The organism is Micromonospora sp. SL4-19 (assembly GCF_047921475.1).
GTDB lineage: Bacteria > Actinomycetota > Actinomycetes > Mycobacteriales > Micromonosporaceae > Micromonospora.
The window spans coordinates 1-18,718 of record NZ_JBLROB010000005.1 but is presented as its reverse complement, the minus strand read 5'-3'; the positions used below and the strand labels follow the sequence as shown (position 1 = coordinate 18,718).

11 protein-coding genes and 1 pseudogene are annotated in these 18,718 nt (G+C 70.4%); 3 read left to right on the top strand and 9 right to left on the bottom strand.

Translation table 11 applies throughout. The features are described 5' to 3' along the window. Positions 1 to 70 precede the first annotated feature (70 nt). On the top strand, positions 71 to 2,854 hold the full coding sequence (locus ACNAVT_RS09385) for an SseB family protein (protein ID WP_416294749.1): 2,784 nt from the start codon (positions 71 to 73) through the stop codon (positions 2,852 to 2,854). Further along, complete coding sequence (locus ACNAVT_RS09380; RefSeq protein ID WP_416294748.1) at positions 2,851 to 3,216, top strand: hypothetical protein; 366 nt, start codon at positions 2,851 to 2,853, stop codon at positions 3,214 to 3,216. The genes ACNAVT_RS09385 and ACNAVT_RS09380 overlap by 4 nt, the downstream gene beginning before the upstream one ends. 1 nt (position 3,217) lies before the next feature. On the opposite strand, the gene ACNAVT_RS09375 is transcribed toward ACNAVT_RS09380, so the two are convergent. The 5 genes from ACNAVT_RS09375 to ACNAVT_RS09355 form a co-directional block, all read right to left on the bottom strand. Further along, positions 3,218 to 4,150: an alpha/beta fold hydrolase gene (locus ACNAVT_RS09375; protein WP_416294746.1), complete on the bottom strand. Its 933-nt coding sequence runs from the start codon at positions 4,148 to 4,150 to the stop codon at positions 3,218 to 3,220. A 214-nt stretch (positions 4,151 to 4,364) separates the two neighbouring features. Continuing rightward, a complete protein-coding gene (locus ACNAVT_RS09370; RefSeq protein WP_416295185.1) occupies positions 4,365 to 6,803 on the bottom strand; it encodes an immune inhibitor A domain-containing protein in 2,439 nt (812 codons plus the stop codon). A gap of 281 nt (positions 6,804 to 7,084) precedes the next feature. Continuing rightward, positions 7,085 to 9,391 carry an immune inhibitor A domain-containing protein gene (locus ACNAVT_RS09365; RefSeq protein ID WP_416294744.1) on the bottom strand — a complete coding sequence of 769 codons (2,307 nt, stop codon included), beginning with the start codon at positions 9,389 to 9,391 and terminating at the stop codon, positions 7,085 to 7,087. A 369-nt stretch (positions 9,392 to 9,760) separates the two neighbouring features. After that, the gene (locus tag ACNAVT_RS09360) at positions 9,761 to 12,553 is read right to left on the bottom strand and encodes an immune inhibitor A domain-containing protein (protein WP_416294742.1); all 2,793 of its coding nucleotides are present in this window, start codon (positions 12,551 to 12,553) and stop codon (positions 9,761 to 9,763) included. A gap of 237 nt (positions 12,554 to 12,790) precedes the next feature. Then, positions 12,791 to 14,677: an acetate--CoA ligase gene (locus ACNAVT_RS09355; protein WP_416294740.1), complete on the bottom strand. Its 1,887-nt coding sequence runs from the start codon at positions 14,675 to 14,677 to the stop codon at positions 12,791 to 12,793. A 247-nt stretch (positions 14,678 to 14,924) separates the two neighbouring features. Here ACNAVT_RS09355 and ACNAVT_RS09350 point away from each other — a divergent pair, with 247 nt between their 5' ends. Next, positions 14,925 to 15,671: an oxidoreductase gene (locus ACNAVT_RS09350; protein WP_416294738.1), complete on the top strand. Its 747-nt coding sequence runs from the start codon at positions 14,925 to 14,927 to the stop codon at positions 15,669 to 15,671. A 41-nt stretch (positions 15,672 to 15,712) separates the two neighbouring features. Here ACNAVT_RS09350 and ACNAVT_RS09345 read toward each other — a convergent pair whose 3' ends face one another. The 4 genes and pseudogenes from ACNAVT_RS09345 to ACNAVT_RS09330 form a co-directional block, all read right to left on the bottom strand. Further along, positions 15,713 to 16,519 (bottom strand): HAD family hydrolase, encoded by an 807-nt coding sequence (locus tag ACNAVT_RS09345; RefSeq protein ID WP_416294736.1) that lies wholly within the window; start codon positions 16,517 to 16,519, stop codon positions 15,713 to 15,715. 342 nt (positions 16,520 to 16,861) lie between these two features. Continuing rightward, positions 16,862 to 18,133, bottom strand: a complete 1,272-nt coding sequence (locus ACNAVT_RS09340) for a tyrosine-type recombinase/integrase (protein ID WP_416294734.1) — start codon at positions 18,131 to 18,133, stop codon at positions 16,862 to 16,864. Then, on the bottom strand, positions 18,133 to 18,405 hold the full coding sequence (locus tag ACNAVT_RS09335; RefSeq protein ID WP_416294732.1) for a helix-turn-helix domain-containing protein: 273 nt from the start codon (positions 18,403 to 18,405) through the stop codon (positions 18,133 to 18,135). The genes ACNAVT_RS09340 and ACNAVT_RS09335 overlap by 1 nt, the downstream gene beginning before the upstream one ends. 24 nt (positions 18,406 to 18,429) lie before the next feature. Beyond that, positions 18,430 to 18,718, bottom strand: a pseudogene (locus ACNAVT_RS09330) (plasmid replication initiator protein); the annotation flags it as partial.

Sequence of the window (18,718 nt, the reverse complement as noted above, 5' to 3'; positions counted from 1 at the left end):
TTGTGACCTTGTTACCACCTTGTAGGTTGTAGGCGATGCCTATGGCCTGTGCGCGGAAGGAGAGGTGGCCGTGACCGGATGGGAGCCGGCCACCGAGGCCGAGGTGGCGATGTGGGACGCGCTTCGCGCGCAGGACCAGCAGCGCTACTTCCAGCTGCTGACCCGGGTCGATCTGCTGCTGCCGGTCGCCGCGGCGGCGCTGGCCGGGCAGGCTCCGGTGGACTGGGGCACCTGGACCACCGGCGGCCGGACGCACGTCCTCGCCTTCACCTCTGCCACCGCGTTGCGGACCTGCCTCGGGCAGAACGCCGGCGCCACTCGCCGCGTGCCGTATGCCGATCTGGCCGCCGGTTGGCCCAACCAGGAATGGTGGCTGGCGGTCAATCCAGGCCTGCCGATCGAGGGCTACCTGCCCGCCTGGTTCGTGGCGCAGCTCGCCCGGGGCGATGTCCGGCTGCCGGGCCGGACCATGGGCGCGCGTGCCCGTCTGGAGCGGGTGGAGGCCGTCGCCCGGGCTCGTGCCGCCGCAGCCGCCCGGGACGCCGCGATGTCGCCCGCTGCACCCGCGCCTGGAGGCCGGGCATCGGCCGCGCCGGTCCCGCCCGCCTCGGGCGGTCACGGTCCGGCGACCGCAGGCGAGCCGTCGACCGTGCCTGTCCCGCACCCGGCGGCCCCGGTGCCCGTGCCCGGCGTCGCCGAGCCGGCCGGCCCACCCGCTGCCCGCTGGCCGGAGCCGACGGGCGACCACCCGGCACCCCAGCGGCCCGGGGACGACGGACCGGTCCGTGCGGGATGGCCCGCCCCGGCGAGCCGTACCGACTCCGTCCCTGCCGGCGCGCCCGCACCGCCCTCCGGCCGGTCGTTCTTCGAACCCGCCGCGGGTCGCTCATCGCGGCGCCTGCCGCCCCATGACCCGTCGCACCGCAGCGGGGAGCGCGTGGTTCCGCCGTCCCGGCTCACCCGGGGTGACCAGCCGTTCCCACGCCGCCGCCCGCTGATCGAGCCGGTACGGGAGGAGCCCACCCGGTCGTTGCGGATGGACGGTGGGGAAACCACGCAGGCGCTCCGCCCGGCAGAGCCGCCCCCGCCGTTCCGGCCCGCCCCGGCCGCAGACGAGGAGGCGACCCAGGCGCTGCCGCGTCGTCGCCCGCTCGCCGGCGACGGGCCGGAATCGGACGAGCGGACCCACTCGACTCCGCCAGGACCGGGGGACGCGGCCCTCGCCGCACCGGCCGAGGAACTGCCCCGGTCGGTCGCCGAACCGGTGTCCGGCCCGCCCGAGCCGCGTCGGGGTTTCTCACCGATCGTCATCGAGGGCACCGTCATCGAGTCCCGGGACCTCACCACGCCCGACCAGCCGCCGTCAGCCGGCTCGGCCTCCGGTCCGGCACCCGTGCCGCCCCAGCCGTACGCCGTGCCCACCGTTCCCGCGGCCACGTCGGCGATGGCGACCGCGGCGGTCTCGGCGGACCGGAGCGACGGCGACGGACCGGGTGCGCCCTGGGCCGGCCCCGCCGACCCCACCATGCCGCTCACGATCGACCCGCCCGCCGCGCCGGCCGAGGCGCCCGCCAACCCCCAGTCCGGGTCGCTGTTCGACGCGCCCTCCGACGCCAATTTCGGCGAGAACCCGCCCGGTGCGCGGAGGGGTTTGCTGTTCGAGCCGCCCGCCGCGCCCGACGTGCCGCTGTTCGAGCCGTCCGTCTCTCCAGCCGCGGCGCCCGCCTCGCTGTTCAAGCCGGCCCCTGCGGCGGAGCGGCGGACGACCCCGGCCGAGCCGACCGCTTCCCCGCCGGTCGAGCCGACCGCTCCCCCGCCAGGGGAGCCGACGGCGCCGGTCGCCGTTCCGGCCCCGTCCGAAGCGCCGGAACCGGTGCCGGCCGACTTCGTGCCGGCGAACGACGTCGAGGAGGAACTGCTCGGCGCCGCAGGCAGCGGCAGCACCGACGGCTTCCTCTCCACCCTGCTGCTGGCTCGGGTGCTGCTGCCGGTCGCGGCCGGCTCCGCGCCCGGGAGTCGCCCCGGTGACCCCGGCTTCGTCTGGCGGACCGAGCAGCTCGACGGTGAGACGTACGTGGTGGTCTACACCTCGCCGGAGCGGCTGGCCGATCGCGCCGCCGGCCCGGTCGACACCGTACGCGTGAAGTTCGTCCAGCTGATTCGGCGCTGGCCGGACGAGAGTTGGTCGTTCGCGGTGAACCCGGGCACCCCGGCCGGGGCGAAGTACCCCGGTGAGCAGGTCCTCGCGTTGGCCAACTGGGCCGCCGAGGTGGGGCTCGGGGAGGACCCGGAGAGTGAACCGGACCAGCCCGCCGCCGAGGCGGAGCCGGTCGTCGCGACCCGGCCCGCCGCGCCGCCGGTCGACCCCGCCCGACCGGTGATCATGCAGAAGGCGGTCGCCCCGAGCCAGCTCGCCTATTACCTGGAGCGCGGCTACGACCGGGTTTCGGGCTTCGTGCACCGCGCCAGTGAGCTGGCCCATCTGAGCACCCCGGCCCAGCTGTACGACGCGCTCGGCCTGGGCCACCCCGGCTCGCCGTTCTCCCGGGAGGACGTGGAGATCTACGTGCTGCGTTGGCCGGTGTACCGCCCGAGCCTCTACCGCATCCCGTACGGCGGGCAGAACGAGGCCGCGATGCGGGCGATGGAGGGCTGGGTGATCGAGCGTCCTCCGTTCCGCGGCAACGGCTTCGCGCCGGGGGAGAGCAGCGACGTGGTCGCCGAGTTCAAGGTGGACAGCGCCCGGCTGCCGCACGGCGCGCAGCTGTGCCGGATCGGCGCGGACGGCAGCGGACGGGTGGTGGCGACCCTGGACACCGATGCGCTGCTCTGGCGACAGGTCGGTGAGTCGTGAGCCGCGACGGCTACGTGGCCCGTTGGCGGGGCCGGGAATACCAGGCCAGCCCGGACGGCGACGATGTCCGCCTCTACCAGCCCGAACCGGACGAGGGCTTCGAGGAGGTACGCCCCGGCCGCCACGTCCGGGTGGTGCCGGCCGCGGAGGTCGACGAGCTGGCGTACGTCCGGACCACCTGCACCTGGCAGGGCCAGCCGTTCATCGTGCTGGCCGAGCACGAGGGCTGGCTGCGGGTGGAGTACACCGGCGGCCGCTGGCCGGTGGCGCACGCGATGGGCCTGGAGGCGTTCGACTTCGGGGTCTACCAGGGCTGGGCGCCGGCGAGCGAAGTCGTCGACCTGCGGGAGCAGCGGGTCTGAGTCAGGACTTCGTCCACCGCAGGACTTCGCCGAGCACCAGGTCCCGGGCCTCCACGTGCGGGAAGTGGCCGACTCCGTCGAGCAGCCGCCACTCGTACGGCGCGGTCACGTAGCGGCCCGAACCCTGGGCGGTGCGCGGCAGCGAGGCCTGGTCCAGCGCGCCGTGCAGTTGGAGGGTCGGCGTGACCAGCGGCTTCTGCATCGCCTTGACGAACCGGTAGCCGTGCAGCCGCAGCACCGACCGGAACGCCCACCGGTAGCCCTCCATGGCGCAGAAGGCCGCCTGCGGGATCCGCATCGCCTCCCGGCAGGACCGGGCGTACGCGGCGAAGTCCGGGCTGTCGACCCAGCGTGGCCCGCCCCAGCGGCGCAGGAGCGCCTCCACCTCGGCGGCGTCGTCCCGGGTCAACACGTGCTCGTACCGGGGCAGTTGGAACTTCAGCGTCGGGGCGGAGGCGGTGAACTGGCCGCGTGGGTCGGCGAAGATGGCGGCCCGTAGCCGGAGCGGGTGCGGTGCCCCGAGCACCACCAGCCGCCGGACCAGGGTGGGGTGGAACGCGGCGGCGGTCCACGCGATGAGGCCGCCGGACCCGGTGCCGACCAGGGTCGCCGACCGCTCGCCGAGCGCCCGGATCAGCCCGGCCACGTCGGCGGCGAGGGTGTAGCCGTCGTAGCCCCGGGGTGGCTTGTCGCTCGCGCCGTACCCGCGCATGTCGACCGCGACGGCCCGGAACCCCGCGTCGGCGACCGCCGGCAGCATCTCCTGCCAGGCCAGCCAGTATTCGGGGAAGCCGTGCAGGAAGAGCACCATCGGGCCGGTGCCGGCCTCGACGACGTGGAAGCGGCTGCCGTTGGCGCCGACGAACCGGTGCGTCCACGGCCCGTCGGGCAGGACGCAGGACTCGTCGACGGGCCCGCCACGCTGGTCGGTCATGTGCCACAGCCTAGGACCGGCGCTCCGCCGGCGGCCTCGCAGGTGGCGAGGATCAGGGGATTCTCCGGGAGACCACCGGATGGGCCCGGTGCGGGGTCAGCCGACCCGGCTGGGTTCGCCGGGCGCCTCGGGGAGGGTGCTGCCGGAGAGGGCGATGCCCGGGCAGGTGACCTGCCCGGGCATCGCGTGGTGCGCTGTGGTGTCGATCAGCGGCTCAGGAGAACTTCACCTTGATCGAGGTGCCGTTCTGCTGCTGGACCTTGATCTTGACGCCGGCGGCCGGGAGCTTGACGCCGTGGTTCGGCAGCTCCGGGTACCAGTACTGCTTGGTGTCGTCGAACAGTGGCTGCGCGTCCTGGCCGCGGATGTGCTGCGCCTGGCCGTTGATGTGCAGCGTGAACGAGTCCGCCTTCTTCAGGCTGAACGGCGCGTCGTACACCTGGACCCGGGCCCGCCAGGGGTTGCCGGTCAGGTTGTACATCGGCCGCGGGTGCGCGTCGATGATCATGTTGCGACCCTCGCCCGGATGGGCGAAGGTGTCGTTGTCGGCCCACCGGAGGTTCCAGTAGGAGATCAACAGACCCTGCTGGTACGCGTAGTGGTCAACCCAGTCGGGCCGGGTGTTCAGGTAGCCGAAGTAGTACGGGCCGGTCTTCAGGTACTTGTCGTACGAGGCGTACGACCGGTTGCCGGCGATGTAGTAGTTGGCGAAGTCCCGGGTGTAGGTCTCCGCGGCGATGCTCCAGCCCTTGAGCGCCCAGCCCCCGGCGCCGTTCTCGGCGCCGTCGCTGAGCAGGGTCTGCCCGTCGGCGGTCACGGTGATCGCGTCACCGAAGAAGCCGCCCGCGGAGAGCCCACCGTCGGTGAGGTAGTGGAAGCGGAACTGGACGACCTTGCCGGTCACCGAGTCCATCGGAAGGTTGATGTCCACCCACTTGCCGCCGCTGCTGCCCGTGAGCGCCGGCCGCGGGTCGCTCTTCGACACCGGCGGAAGGGGCTTGCCGTCGACCGTGCCGGGCAGCGCCGTCCAGGTGTTGCCGCCGTCGGTCGATGCCTCGAAGAAGAGGTAGTCGAAGCCGGACTCGATGGAGTAGCGCCCCTTGAGCGAGAGCGCCGCCGTCGATTTCCCGGTGAGGTCGATCGTCCTGGTCATGGTGTTGTCCAGGTCGTCGTCGTTACCGGAGAAGTACTGCCTGGTGCCCTCGAACGGCTTGCCGTTGTTGAACGTGTACGTCCGCGGCGGGAGCACCACCACGGCGGCCTGCGGCTTCCGGGAGTTGTACTCCTGCGGGCCGAGCTCCAGGGTGCGCTTCTGCCCGGCCTTGACCACCTCGTAGTCGAGCCAGCCGAGCTGGAGCTTGTTCCACGCGCCCAGGTCGCCACCGCGTTCGCCGATGCCGCCGTCGTGCTTGTCGTTGAGCCGGCTCTGGGCCATCAGGGTCCAGTGCTCGTTGTTGTTGTCGCCACCGCTGAGGATGTTGTAGTCGTCCGGCAGACCCAGGTCGTGGCCGTACTCGTGGTAGAAGACGCTGCGGCCGCCGTTCTCCGGCTGGATGGTGTAGTCACGGATCCAGACGCCGGTGTTGCCGATCTCGGTGCCGCCGATCGGGAAGTTCGCCGGGCCGGTCTGCGAGGTGTTGTACGCCGACCAGCGGTGGCTCCAGATGGCGTCCTCGCCCTGGTGCGGGTCGCCGTCGGCCTGGTCGCCGCCCGAGTGGACGATCTGGAAGTGGTCGATGTAGCCGTCCGGCTCGTTGAAGTCGCCGTCGCCGTCGTAGTCGAACCGGTCCCACTGGTCGAACGACTGCATCTCGGCCTTGATCTCGGCGTCGGTGCGGCCCTTGGCCCTCTGGTCGGCGACCCACTGGTTGGCGGCGTCCCGGACCAGGTCCCAGGTGTTCTGGCAGACGTTGCTGTCGCACACCGCCGGGTCGTTGGCCGGGTCGTCAGAGTCGTCCGGGATCGGGTCGTCGGAGCGGCCGTACCGGGCCTCGTTGTACTTGACCCTCACCCAGTCCGTGACCACGCCGTCCACGCTGTACCGCCCGGACGACTGGGCCTCGTAGTACTGCTTGAGCGACTCGTCGCCCGGCTTCGTGCCGAAGTACAGCTGGCGGAAGTGCTCGGGGCTGTAGTTGGACTGCCAGACGGTGGAGTTGTCCACCTTCCGGTTCGGTGCCGGGATCTCGTTGTGCCGCGGCCCGTCGAACCGCATCGGTCCCGGGATGTCCGGGTTGGTGTCCTTGTCCGGGTAGGCGGGGTCCCGTTCGTCGCCGAACTCGGCGAGGATCACGAAGATCTTGTCGGTCCGCTGCCGGGCCAGCTCGACGTACTGGTTCTTCTTGCCGTTCCTGCCCGGTGTTGCGGTCCGGGCACCGGCCGCTGCCGCCGCGCCGCCGGCGGTCTCGCCGACCTTGACGACGGTGCTGCCGTTGATCGTCTGCGGCGTGCTCTTGCCGGAGAGGACCTCGCTGAGGCCCTCCTGGCGAAGCGCGCGGCGCTTCTCTTCGAGCTTGTCCGGCAGATCATGCTCAGCCTGCGCAGGCTCGGCCACCGACGGAGCGGCGGCCGGCAACTTCGGCGTCGGCGCGGCACTGGCGGCCGTGCCCGCCACCAGTCCCGTTGCCGTCAGCGAAAGCCCGAGCAGACCCACTGCGACTTTGCGCACGTGGTACCTCCGGTGTGAGGAAACCGGCCCATCGGGGTACGGGCCGGTGAAGACGTCCCACGAGTGGGACCACTGGTGAAGATAGACACTCGTCTGGCACGTGGGAAGACAAGCGCATCGATTTGCACCAACTTTTCGATGGGAAATGCTCCGCACTGTTACATCCGTATCAGTCGATCAGACGGATCGAGCAGCGCGAACGCCTGGGTACGCGAAGAGGCCGGTGGCGTCGCCGCCACCGGCCCTTCCGGTCTGGTGCTACCCGATCAGTTGGTGACCTTGACGACCATGTCGCTGGTCGGGGTGGTGCCCTGCTGCAGGATCTCGATCTTGGTGCCGGTGCCGGCGACCTTCACCGAGTTCCACGGGTTGTTGGTGTTCCAGTACTTGTTGATCCCGTTGTCGGTGAAGACCGGCGTCGGGTCGAGCCGCGGCACGGTGGTCGTGGCGCCGTTCTTGTGGAAGGTCTGCGCCGGCTTGGCGTAGAGGCTGAACGTCGAGTCGTAGCCGCCGCGCCGGTTGGTGATGTTGCCCTGGTTGCCGACCTGGATCTTGCCCGGCCGGACGTCGACCGGCAGGTTGAGGCCGTAGCCCGGGTGCTGCGACGTGTTGTTGTCGCCGTACGCGTAGTTCACGTACCAGACCAGCATGCCGGGCTGGTTCGAGAACCGCTCCACGAAGTCCGGCCGGCTGTTGAGCCAGCCGAAGTTGTACCCACCGGTCCGCAGCGCGTCGTCGTACCCGAAGTAGGTCCGGTTCTCGGCGATGTAGAAGCGGGGGAAGGTGTCGGTCACCGAACCGTTCATCCGGGTCCAGCCCTTAGCGGTCCACTCCGCGGCAAGGGTCTCCGCGTCGTCGGTCCACGCGACCGTGCCGTTCTTGGTCAGCGCGATGTTGTCCAGGAACGGACCGGCCAGGTGCACGCCGCCGTCGGTGGCGTAGCGGTAGCGGAACGTCACGGTCTTGCCGGCGTACGCCGACAGGTCGTAGGTCAGGTCGACCCACGCGCCGCTGGTGGAGCCGTCGACCCCGGTCTCGCCGGCGTCGATGAGGGAGTTGCTCAGCGCCGACCAGGTCTTGCCGCCGTCGGCGGACACCTCGGCGTAGAGGAAGTCGTAGTCCTCCTCGATGTCCCACTGGGCCTTCGCGGTGATCGACGCGGAGGTCGAGCCGGTCAGGTCCAGCGTCCGGGTCAGCGTGGTGTTCAGGTCATCCGCGCTGCCGCCCCACCACTCGTACGACCCGCCGAACGGCGTGTTGTAGGTCGTGGTCTGGGTCTGCGAGGGCAGGTTCACCACGACCGCCTGGGCCTTCGGCCCGTCGCTGTCGCCCGCAGGCCCGAGCGTCACCTGGGTGCTGCCGCTCTTCTCGTCGACCGTCGAGTAGTTCAGCCAGCCGAGGAAGAGCTTCGACCACGGGTCCATGTAGCCCGGGGTCGAACCGATGTCGTCGGTGCCGTGGCTGAGCCACGACCCGGAGGCCATCAGGCTCCAGAAACCGACGCCGTTGTCGCCACCCGCGGTGTCGTACAGGTCCGGCAGGCCGAGGTCGTGACCGTACTCGTGGGCGAACACGCCGAGACCGCCGTTCTCCGGCTCCGTGGTGTAGTCACGGATCCAGAAACCGGAGTCACCGATCGGGACACCACCGGCGAGGTTGCCGGCCGGGCCGGCCTTGCCCTCGAGGTTGGGGAACGCGGCCCAGCGGTGCGACCAGATGGCATCCTCGCCCTGGGCACCGCCACCGGCCTCCTCGCCCTCGCCGGCGTGCACCGCCTGGAAGTGGTCGATGTAGCCGTCGGGCTCGTTGAAGTTGCCGTCGCCGTCGTAGTCGTACCGGTCCCAGACGTCGAACTGGGCCAGGTAGTCCTTGATCTGCTGCGGCGTCTTGCCGGCCTTGATCTGGGCGTCGTACCAGGACGTGGCGCTGTCCTTGACGAAGTTCCACGACCCGTCGGCGTCCGAGATGTTGTTGCTGCCGTAGCGCGCCTCGTTGTACGGCACGCTGATCCAGTCGCTGACGTCACCGCCGACCGTGTACCGACCGCCGGACTGCTGCAGGTAGAAGTCCCGCATCGACTCCCCGGCACCGTAGAACATGTCCGTGTAGTGCTCGCGGTGGAAGTCCGAGCGCCACAGGGTGCTGTTGTTGTCGGTGGGGCTACCGTCCCAGTTGCGGTCCGGCTCGGGGATCTGGTTGACCACCGGGCCGGGGGTGCCACCGGTACGCGGGTCGGTCTTGTCGCCGAAGTTGACCAGCATCGTGAAGATGGGGTCGGTCTTCGGCGCCTGCTGGTACTCGACGAAGAGGTCGTCCTTGACCTGGATGACCTTCGAGCCGTTGCGCGTCTGAAGCTTGGCCTTGCCCTTCAGCAGGTCGGAGATCGCCTGCTTCCGGACCTCCCGGTGCTGATCCGCCTTCGGATCCGGGAGGTTGTCCTTGCCCTGCTTCACCTTGTCGACGCCGGGGGCGGGCTCCGCCGCCGGGGCGGCGGACGCCGGCGCCGTGACGACACCGGCTGCCAGCAGCGCGGCCGCGGCCGAGGCCAGGCCTGCTGTGACTCGTCTCCTCAAAGGTCCTCCTCCTTTGTGGATGTGTTACATGACAGAACCGGCCATAGCCACCACTGTCATGACATGCGCCACCCACAATGTCAGAGGTATCCATCTGTTGTCACCGGTCAATCGTTGGCCCAGGCGACCTTCCTTTCGGGCCAAATCCGGACCAATCAGGGCGTCGACTCGGCCGTGATTCACGTTACGTTTTGGCCACGATCACCTAGCGTGACGGTGATTATGGGGTCCCCGAAAGCTAGCGCCGGGGCCCACGGGAATGTCACACAGAATTTCGGTGAATCTCCGGACGCGTAAGAAAGACGGGGCCCGCCCGGAGCAACTGCTCCGGACGGGCCCCGCCGGGTGTGTCCGATCAGCGGTTCAAGGTCACCGCTTCGCCGGGGTCACGAAGACCGTGGCGTACGAGTTGTCCTTCGCGGCTACCTTGATGACGATCGAGACGCCGTAGGAGACGCCCGCGTCACCCGGGTTGCCGGTGCCGAGCACGATGGCCCCACCGCCCAGGGTCGCCCCGTAGTACTCCGTCGCCGGAGTGCCGTCGGGGTTCACCACGCGAGTGGGGTACGGCGCGTTCTCCCGGGAGGGCAGCACCACCGAGGCGTCGTTGTCCCGGGCGTACGCCCCGCCGTTGCGGATCTCGATGCCCGGGTACCAGCCCTTGGCGTCGGTGAAGGCCGACACCGGAGCCTGGGCACCGAAGCTGGTGCAGTACTCGCTGTACGGCTCGTTCGGCCCCTCCATGCACTCCCGGAACGGGTACGTCGGGTTGAGCGAGAAGGCCGCGTTCGAGGACTGCGGGCGGCTGGGCAGGTTCTTCAGCGTCGACGAGTCCTTGCTCGCCGCCTCGCCGGTGCGGCGCAGCGGGTCGAAGTGCGAGTCGACGATGAGCAGGCCACCCTTGGCGCCGTAGCTCGGCAGCGCGGTCATCTGCGCGGTGACGTGGTTGACGTTGCCCAGCATGGTGTCCCGGTACCAGACCAGCATGCCCGGCGCGTTGTAGGCGACCTTCTCCACCTTCCACGCATCGTGGGAGTAGCTGGTGTCGTAGGTGTACTTCAGGCCGGCGTCGAAGCCGTCGAAGTTGCGCCACTCGGCCAGGTAGTACTGCGCCTTGACCTGGGTGCCGCCATCGAAGTGCCAGCCCGCGCCCGTGGTGTCGGTGAAGGTGCCACCGGTGAGGGTCCAGCCGTTGGCGCCGTTCTCGGCGTCGTCGCTCCAGGTGGTGGCCCCGCCGCTGGTGACCGAGAAGTCGTCGGCGAACCAGCCGCGCTCCACGAACGCCGCGTCGGTGGCGTAGCGCAGCCGCACCTGCACCGTCTTGCCGGCGTACGCCGACAGGTCGATGTAGTCGTGGCGCCAGCCGTGCGTGTCACCGGTCAGGCCGTACCTCTTGCCTCCGTAGTCGGCCATCCGCCCGTTCGGGTCGGGGTAGCCGTCGTTGGTCGTGACCAGCTTGCCGGACTCGTCGTAGACCTTCTGCTCGGTCCAGGTCTTGCCACCGTCGGTGGAGACCTCGACGAAGCCCATGTCCCAGTCCGCCTCGATGATGTAGTTGTTCCACATCCAGAACTTGGCGTCGGCTGCCGCCGGGACGCTCACCTCGCGGCTGAGCTTGACGTCGGCCCAGTTCTGGTCCGCGCCGCTGTACCACATGTTGGCGCCGCTGTGCGGCTCGGCCAGGGTGATCACCTTGTCCGGCAGGTTGATCTTGATGCCGTCCTTGGTGCCGACCGGCGTACGCGAGGTCTGCCCCAGCTGCACCGCGTGCCCGTTGTCGCCCGGGTTGAAGGTCAGCGGGTCGGCCCAGCCCAGCACCCACTTGTCCCAGATGCCCATGTGGGTGGGCAGCGCCTGGAAGATCTCGCCGGAGTGCGAGCCCGAGGACATCAGGTCCCAGAAGTCGACGTCCGAGTCGGCGTTGCCCGAGGTGTCGTAGAGGTCCGGCAGACCGAGGTCGTGCCCGAACTCGTGGGCGAACACGCCGACGCCGGCGTCCTCCGGCTGCACGATGTAGTTCGACACCTTCAGGTTGGTGCCGGGGATCGTGTAGCCACCGGCCACCGCCGAGGAGTGCGCCCAGACCGCGTAGACGCCCTGGTCGCCGCCGCCAGCGGACTTGCCCTTGCCGGCGTGCACCAGCACCAGGTGGTCGATGACGCCGTCCGGCTCGTTGTAGTTGCCGTCCCCGTCCCGGTCGCCCTGGTCCTCGAGGTCGTAGTCGGCCCAGGGGAAGTTCGGGTCCATCTTGGCCAGCGCGTCGATCGCGTCGGTGGCGAGCCGCGCGGCACCCAGCGGGTTGTCCGGGTGGCCGTTCATCGACTGCTCACGCCCGGGTACCCAGTTGCCGTTCGCGTCCTTCGTGCAGCGGTTCGCCGCGTACCAGGCCTCCGAGTGCGGCAACTTGATCCACGGGCTGGCCTGCCCGTCGACCGTGTACGCGCCCTTGGACATCTCCGTGTACATGTTGTGCATGGTCCGGCCGGCCAGGCTGATGCCCGGCTTGCCGTCCGGCCCGGTCAGGTCCTTGCGGACCCGCTCGGTGATGCCCTCCTTGGTGTAGAGCATCTTGTTGTAGTGCTCGGGCGAGAAGTCCGGCACCCACATCGAGTTGTTGTCCTTGTGGGGCAGGGTGGCCGGGTCGGCGATGTTGTTGTGCGTCGGGCCGTTCTGGACGGTGCCGGGGACGCAGGTCCGGTCGTCGAAGACCGTCTTGGGGACCATGACGTTGGTGAAGTCGTCATTGGCGTTGTCGTTGAACTCCACCAGCAGCGTGAGCAGCTTGGCGGTCTGGGTGCTCTTGGCCTGCTTGATCTGGCGCGGGCTCTTGCCCGTCTTGATCGCCTTGGCCTCGAGCTTGGCCAGCTCCCGCGCGGTCAGCGGGTTGCCCGCGGCGTACTTCCGGTCGTAGGCCTTGGCCTCGTCGGCGGGCGAGGTGTAGATGCCGTCCTTGCCCTTGACCTCCTTGCCGGCGGTGTCGGGTTGCACCTCGGGCTCGGCGTAGTTGATGTAGAACTCGTCCGCCCCGATCGTGGCGGGAGCCGGGCCGGCCGACTGGGCGGCCGCGCTGCCGGTCACGGTCAGTGACGCGGCGGCGAGGGCGATGGCGGGCAGCGCGACGAGTAGGCGCCGGCGTGGCCCGGATTGCGGAGATGTCTTCATTCCGCTCCATTCGTGGGCATGAGACAAGAAATCGGCCGGCGTGCAGCAGTGATGCCCGTCTAACCGGTCCGATGTGGGAACTTAAGGGAAAAGGCACCCTCCCCGACAGAGGTTGGTTTGCCGCTCTGTCCGTTCAGCCCGTTACGCCTCCACCGAACCGCTGATCCGTACGCCCGAAAAACGACGATGGGTGACGGTCCGCGCCGGACCGTCACCCACCTCGGGCACGCCTTGTCGTCAGTCCTCGTCGGACTTCCCGCCACCCATGCCGGAGGAGATCAGCTCCATCACCGAGGAGTCCTGCAGCGTGGTGACGTCACCGAGCGAGCGGTGCTCCGCGACGTCCCGCAGCAGCCGGCGCATGATCTTGCCGGAGCGGGTCTTCGGCAGCTCGGGAACCAGCATGATCTGCCGCGGCTTGGCGATCGGGCCGAGGGTCTTCGCCACGTGGTTGCGCAGCTCGGCGATGAGCTGCTCGCCGGCCTCGCCCGAGGTCTCCGCGGTGCCCCGCGGGATGGCGAACGCGACGATCGCCTGGCCGGTGGTCGGGTCGGTCGCGCCGACCACCGCCGCCTCGGCCACCGCCGGGTGGCTGACCAGCGCCGACTCCACCTCGGTGGTGGAGATGTTGTGCCCGGACACCAGCATCACGTCGTCGACCCGGCCGAGCAGCCAGATGTGCCCGTCGTCGTCCTTCTTCGCCCCGTCGCCGGCGAAATAGACCCACTCGTCGCCGCTGCCGGCGCCGGCGCCGTTCGGCACCGACTGGCCCTGGTCGTCCGCCACGTCGCCGACGATGCCGGGCAGCGGGGTCATCGCGGAGCCCGGCTTGGCCTGGGTCACTCCCGGCAGCGGCGAGATCATGATGGCGCCGGTCTCGGTCTGCCACCAGGTGTCGACGACCGGCAGCTGACCCCGGCCGACGTGCTGGCGGTACCAGATCCACGCCTCCGGGTTGATCGGCTCGCCGACACTGCCGAGCAGCCGCAGCGAGGAGAGGTCGTACCCGGCCGGGATGTCCTCGCCCCACTTCATCATCGTGCGGATCAGCGTCGGCGCGGTGTAGAGGATGGTGACCTTGTACTTGTCGACGATCTCCCAGAACCGTCCCTTGTGCGGGGTGTCCGGGGTGCCCTCGTACATGACCTGGGTGGCGCCGTTGGAGAGCGGGCCGTAGACGATGTAGGAGTGGCCGGTGACCCAGCCGATGTCGGCGGTGCACCAGTAGACGTCGGTCTCCGGCTTGAGGTCGAAGACCGCGTGCGTGGTGTACGAAGTCTGGGTGAGGTAACCGCCGGTGGTGTGCAGGATGCCCTTCGGCCGGGCGGTGGTGCCGCTGGTGTAGAGGATGTAGAGCGGGTGCTCGGCGTCGAACGGCTGCGCGGTGTGCTCCGGCGAGGCGGTCTCCACCGTCTCGTGCCACCAGCGGTCCTTCGCCGACCAGGCGACGTCCTCGCCGGTGCGGCGGACCACCAGCACGTGCTCCACCGACGGGCACTTCGCCACCGCCTCGTCCACGGTCGGCTTCAGCGCCGACGGCTTACCCCGCCGGTAGCCGCCGTCGGCGGTGATCACCACCTTGGCGGTGGCGTCCTGGATCCGGTTGGTCAGCGCGTCCGCGGAGAAGCCGCCGAAGACCACGCTGTGCGTGGCGCCGATCCGGGCGCAGGCCAGCATGGCCGCCGCCGCCTCGGGGATCATCGGGAGGTAGATGGCCACCCGGTCGCCCGCGGCGACGCCCAGCTCGGTCAGCGCGTTCGCCGCCTGGCAGGTCAGCTTGTGCAGGTCGGCGTAGGTGAGGGTGCGGGTGTCGCCCGGCTCGCCCTCCCAGTGGATCGCCACCTTGTCGCCCCGGCCGGCCTCCACGTGCCGGTCCAGGCAGTTGTACGCCACGTTGAGCTGCCCGCCCACGAACCACTTCGCGAACGGGGCGTTCGACCAGTCGAGCACCTGGTCCCACTTCTTCGCCCAGGTCAGCCGGTCGGCCTGGCGCTCCCAGAAGGCCAGTCGGTCCGCGTCGGCCTCGGCGTACGCGTCGGCCTTGACGTTGGCGTTCGCGGCGAGCTCGGCCGGCGGCGGGAACTGGCGCGTCTCGTTCAGCAAGTTGGCCAATGCCTCGCTCATGCGGTGACTCTCCTTCGTCGCGTGACCTGCGTCTCCTGACGGGATGAGGTTAGTCCCGCGTACCCGCCGCCGCGACGCCGGTGAGCCATCACGCGCCCAACGGCCTCCGGCACGCGCCGAGATGTAAGGAACCCGGTCGGCGCCTCCGGTCGAGACGTGCCCCTTCTCGCGCGTACCCGGGGTGGTCGGGATCGGTGTTCGGGCGGGTGGCGCCCGGTGGGGACGGCCCGGTGGATAGCGTGGCGGGGTGACCACCGACCCGCTCGCCCCGCTGCTCGCGCTCGCCGACGTCGCGCCCGCCGTCGAGCGGGCCCGCGACCGGGTCGACCAGGCCCACCGGCACCGCGCGCTGCGCCGTCACGGCGGCCAGGTCGCCGCCGAGGTCAGCCTCCGCAGCGCCGTGGCCAGCGCCGCCCTGGAGGGCCGGGTGCACGAGCGCGAGGAGGTACGCGCCGGCACGGTCACCGACCCGGTGCTCCAGGGGGCACTACGGGTGGCCGGGGCGCTGCCCGGGCTCAGTGAACTCTGGCCGAAGGCCCCCCGCCAGGCCCTCGCGAGGTTGCACGTCCTCGCCGCCCGGGACGTCGTCGCCGAGGCGGAGTTGGGCCGGCCGGTGGCCGACCCGGTGGTCGCGGCGCGCCTCGACGGGCTGGCCGGGCTGGTCGCCGGAGGCACGAAGGTGCCGCCGCTGGTGCTGGCCGCCGTGGTGCACGGCGAGCTGCTGAACCTGCGCCCGTTCGCCGGCCCGTCCGGCGTGGTGGCCCGGGCCGCCGCCCGACTGGTGCTGATCTCCACCGGTTTCGACCCGCGCGGGCTGGTCGCCGTTGACGTCGGTCACCGCGAGCGGGAGCCCGAGTACGTCGGCGCGGCCGGTGCCTTCGCCACCGGTACGCCGGACGGGCTGCGCTCCTGGCTCCGCCACTACATGACGGCGGCCGAGGTGGGTGCGGACCAGATCGGTCTCATCGGCGACGAGGTCCTGGCCGCCTCCTGACCCGCCCCCGCGCTGGACGTCGGCCCGCGGGCCGGAGACGGTCAGGCGGTGGGTGCGGCAGCGCGGGTGCGGCGGTGCCGGCCGTACCAGGCGATGCCGATGGCGACGCCGACGCCGACGCCGAGGGCCGCCGCGGCGACCGGTACGGCAGGCCGTTCGCGCAGCCGCCGGCCGAGCGGGACCGGGTGCCGGAACTCCAGCACCGGCCACGAGTTCTCCACCGCCAGCTTGCGCAGCGCCCGGTCCGGGTTGACCGCGGTCGGGTGCCCGACGCACTCCAGCAGGGGCCGGTCGCTGTACGAGTCGGAGTACGCGTACGACTCGGCCAGGTCGTACCCGCGTTCGGTGGCCAGCTTGCCGACGGCGTCGACCTTGCTCGGGCCGGCCGCGTAGAACTCGACCTCGCCGCTGTAGCGGCCGTCCTCGACCGCCATGCGGGTGGCGATCACGTCGGTCACCCCGAGCAGCTTGCCGATCGGGCGGACCATCTCCTCGCCGGAGGCGGAGACCAGCACCACGTCCCGGCCGGCGGCCTGGTGCTCCTCGATGAGGGCGGCGGCCTCGGCGTACACGTAGGGGTTGATCAACTCGTGCAGCGTCTCCGCGACGATCTGGCGGACCTGTTCCACCTGCCAGCCCTTGCAGAGCGTGGCGAGATAGTCGCGGGTCCGGGCCATGGTCTGCTCGTCGGTGCCGCCCAGCCGGAACATCAGCTGCGCGTACGCCGACTTGACCACGTCACGCCTGGTGATCAGCCCGTCCCGGTAGAACGGCCGACCGAACGCCAGAGCGCTCGACTTGGCGATGACGGTCTTGTCGAGATCGAAAAAAGCGGCACCTCGGCCCACGGCGCGAAAGTCTAGCCCGACGGGGGGCGGTGAACGGATGCCCGGGGTGATCCAACTGGCCGCCTCGGCGCCACCCCTGCTGAGAGTGACGACAGTCACACACTCCGAACACAAATCAGCGGTGGGTGGAGCCGACGCCACTCGACGTATACGGGTCTGCTGCGGCATGCTTGTGCTCGCGACGAGAGTTCGCGTCTCGTCGGCCGGAAGGCCCTCGGCGGTTGCACCCCCCGTGACCGCTGAGTGGGTTCGGCTCGACCCCCCCGGAGCCGAACCTCCCGACGACCCCCGTCTCCCCCCGACGGGGGTCGTCCCATGTGTGGGAGCATGCCCCACCGCAGGTCACAGGCCCTCCTCGTCCTCGTCCAGGACGCTTTCCGCCGAGGTTTCCGCGTCCTGAGGCAGCAAGGAGGCAGCAGAACTGTCGAAAGCCGCCAGGACTCGGGCCGCGTAATCGTCCGGGGTGTGCGTGTAACGATCGAGCGTCGTAGACGCCTGCTCGTGGCCCATGACCCGCTGCACCAGGTTGATCGGGACGCCGTCGGTGACCAGCCACGTGGCGTAGGCGTGCCGCAGGTCGTGGAACCGCATCCCTCCGACGGCCTTGGCCGCCACGTAGGCGACAGCCTCCCGCTCAGTCGTGCACTCTGCCGACCACTCCACGCCCTCCCGGTCGGGCCAGGCCGCGCGATACCGATGCGGGCCGGTGTTGACGACTTGGCCGAGCAGTCCGGCGCGGACCAGCGAGGGCAGCCAGACCCGGCGGCGGAAGTTCGACCGGCGCAGGGGGCGCCCGACCCGGTCGCGGAAGACGAGAGCTCGCGGGTCCGGGTCGCCGGCTTCCGTACGTAGCTGGCGCAGCGTGGACACCAGGAAGTCCGGCAGCGGCACGCTCCGGACGCCGGCCCGGCTCTTGGGGTACGGACGGAGCAGGATGCCGCCATGGGTCTCCTCGGCGACCTGGACGACGCGCAGCACCGCTTGGTCGAGGTTCACGGAGGACCAGGTCAGGCCAGCGCATTCTCCCCAGCGCAGGCCCGCACCGGCGGCAGCGCAGACGATCGCCCGGTGGCGAGGCGGCACGGCAGGGAGCAGCTTGCCAAAGAAGTCATTGCGGCTGATCGTCACGGGCTTGACGTCCCGCGACCGATCACGAGGCAGCCTGACGCCCTCTGCCGGGTTGGTGGCGATCAACCGCGCTTGAACGGCAGTGCGAAGGATCATCGACAGCAGCTGGTAGCACTTGGCGACCGTGGTCGGGGCGAGCTGCCGGCTCAGAGCGGTTACCCACTCCTGCACCGACATGAAGTCGACCTTCCCGAGCGGCCAGTCAGCCCACTTGGGCAGGATTTGAGCGCGGAGCATGGAGACGGTCCGCTCGGTGGTGCGTGCCTCGACGGTCCTGGTAGCAAGCCACTGTTGGGCGAAGTCGCCGAACCGGGTCCGGCCGGCATGCGGGTTGACATACGTGCCCCGGTTGAGACTGCCCTCGACCTCCGTGAGATACGCGTTGGCCTCCCGCTTGGTACGGAAGCTCTTCGACTTCTGCTTGCCGGCAGGGTCGCGCCAGCAGGCGCGGAAGCTGCCGGCCGAGGTCTTGCGGACGAAACCCATCAGCGCCTCCGCCCGTAATCGGTGCCCGTGGCGGCCGGCGGTTCGGTGACGCCGTCGAGCCAGGCATGGAAGCGCGCGCGGGGGATCAGCCAGCGGCCACCGAGGCGGGTGGCGGGAACGGTGCCGTCGCGGACGAGGGCGTAGGTGCTGCCCAGTGAGAGGCCGAGCAGTTTTGCGACCTCGCAAACGGTGTAGGTGACCGGCTCGACGATGGTCGCCCCGGTGCGGGGTACGAGCCGGACAACAGGGCTGGGGCGGGCGGTGGTGCTCATGGGGGTTGACCTCCTCAGGTCGGATCAAGCGGCAGCCGGCGCTATACCGGCCGGGGTGGTGCCGAGTTCGTGGGCGAGTTCTTCGCGGCCGGTGGTTCGTCGCTCGCGGGCGAGGGCGGCGGCGGTGTTGGCGAGGAGGGCGTCGCCGGTGGTGTGCCAACCGACCCCGGCGAAGGTGAGGGTGCCGACGATCAGGGGCGTGTCGTCGTCGACCCGGTCGGCGGGTGGGCCGCTGGCGGCGGGGTGCTCGTGGGCCTGGTCCTCGTGTCGCCGGTACGCGATGCGGGTGTCGCGCAGGAGTTGGAAGGTGACT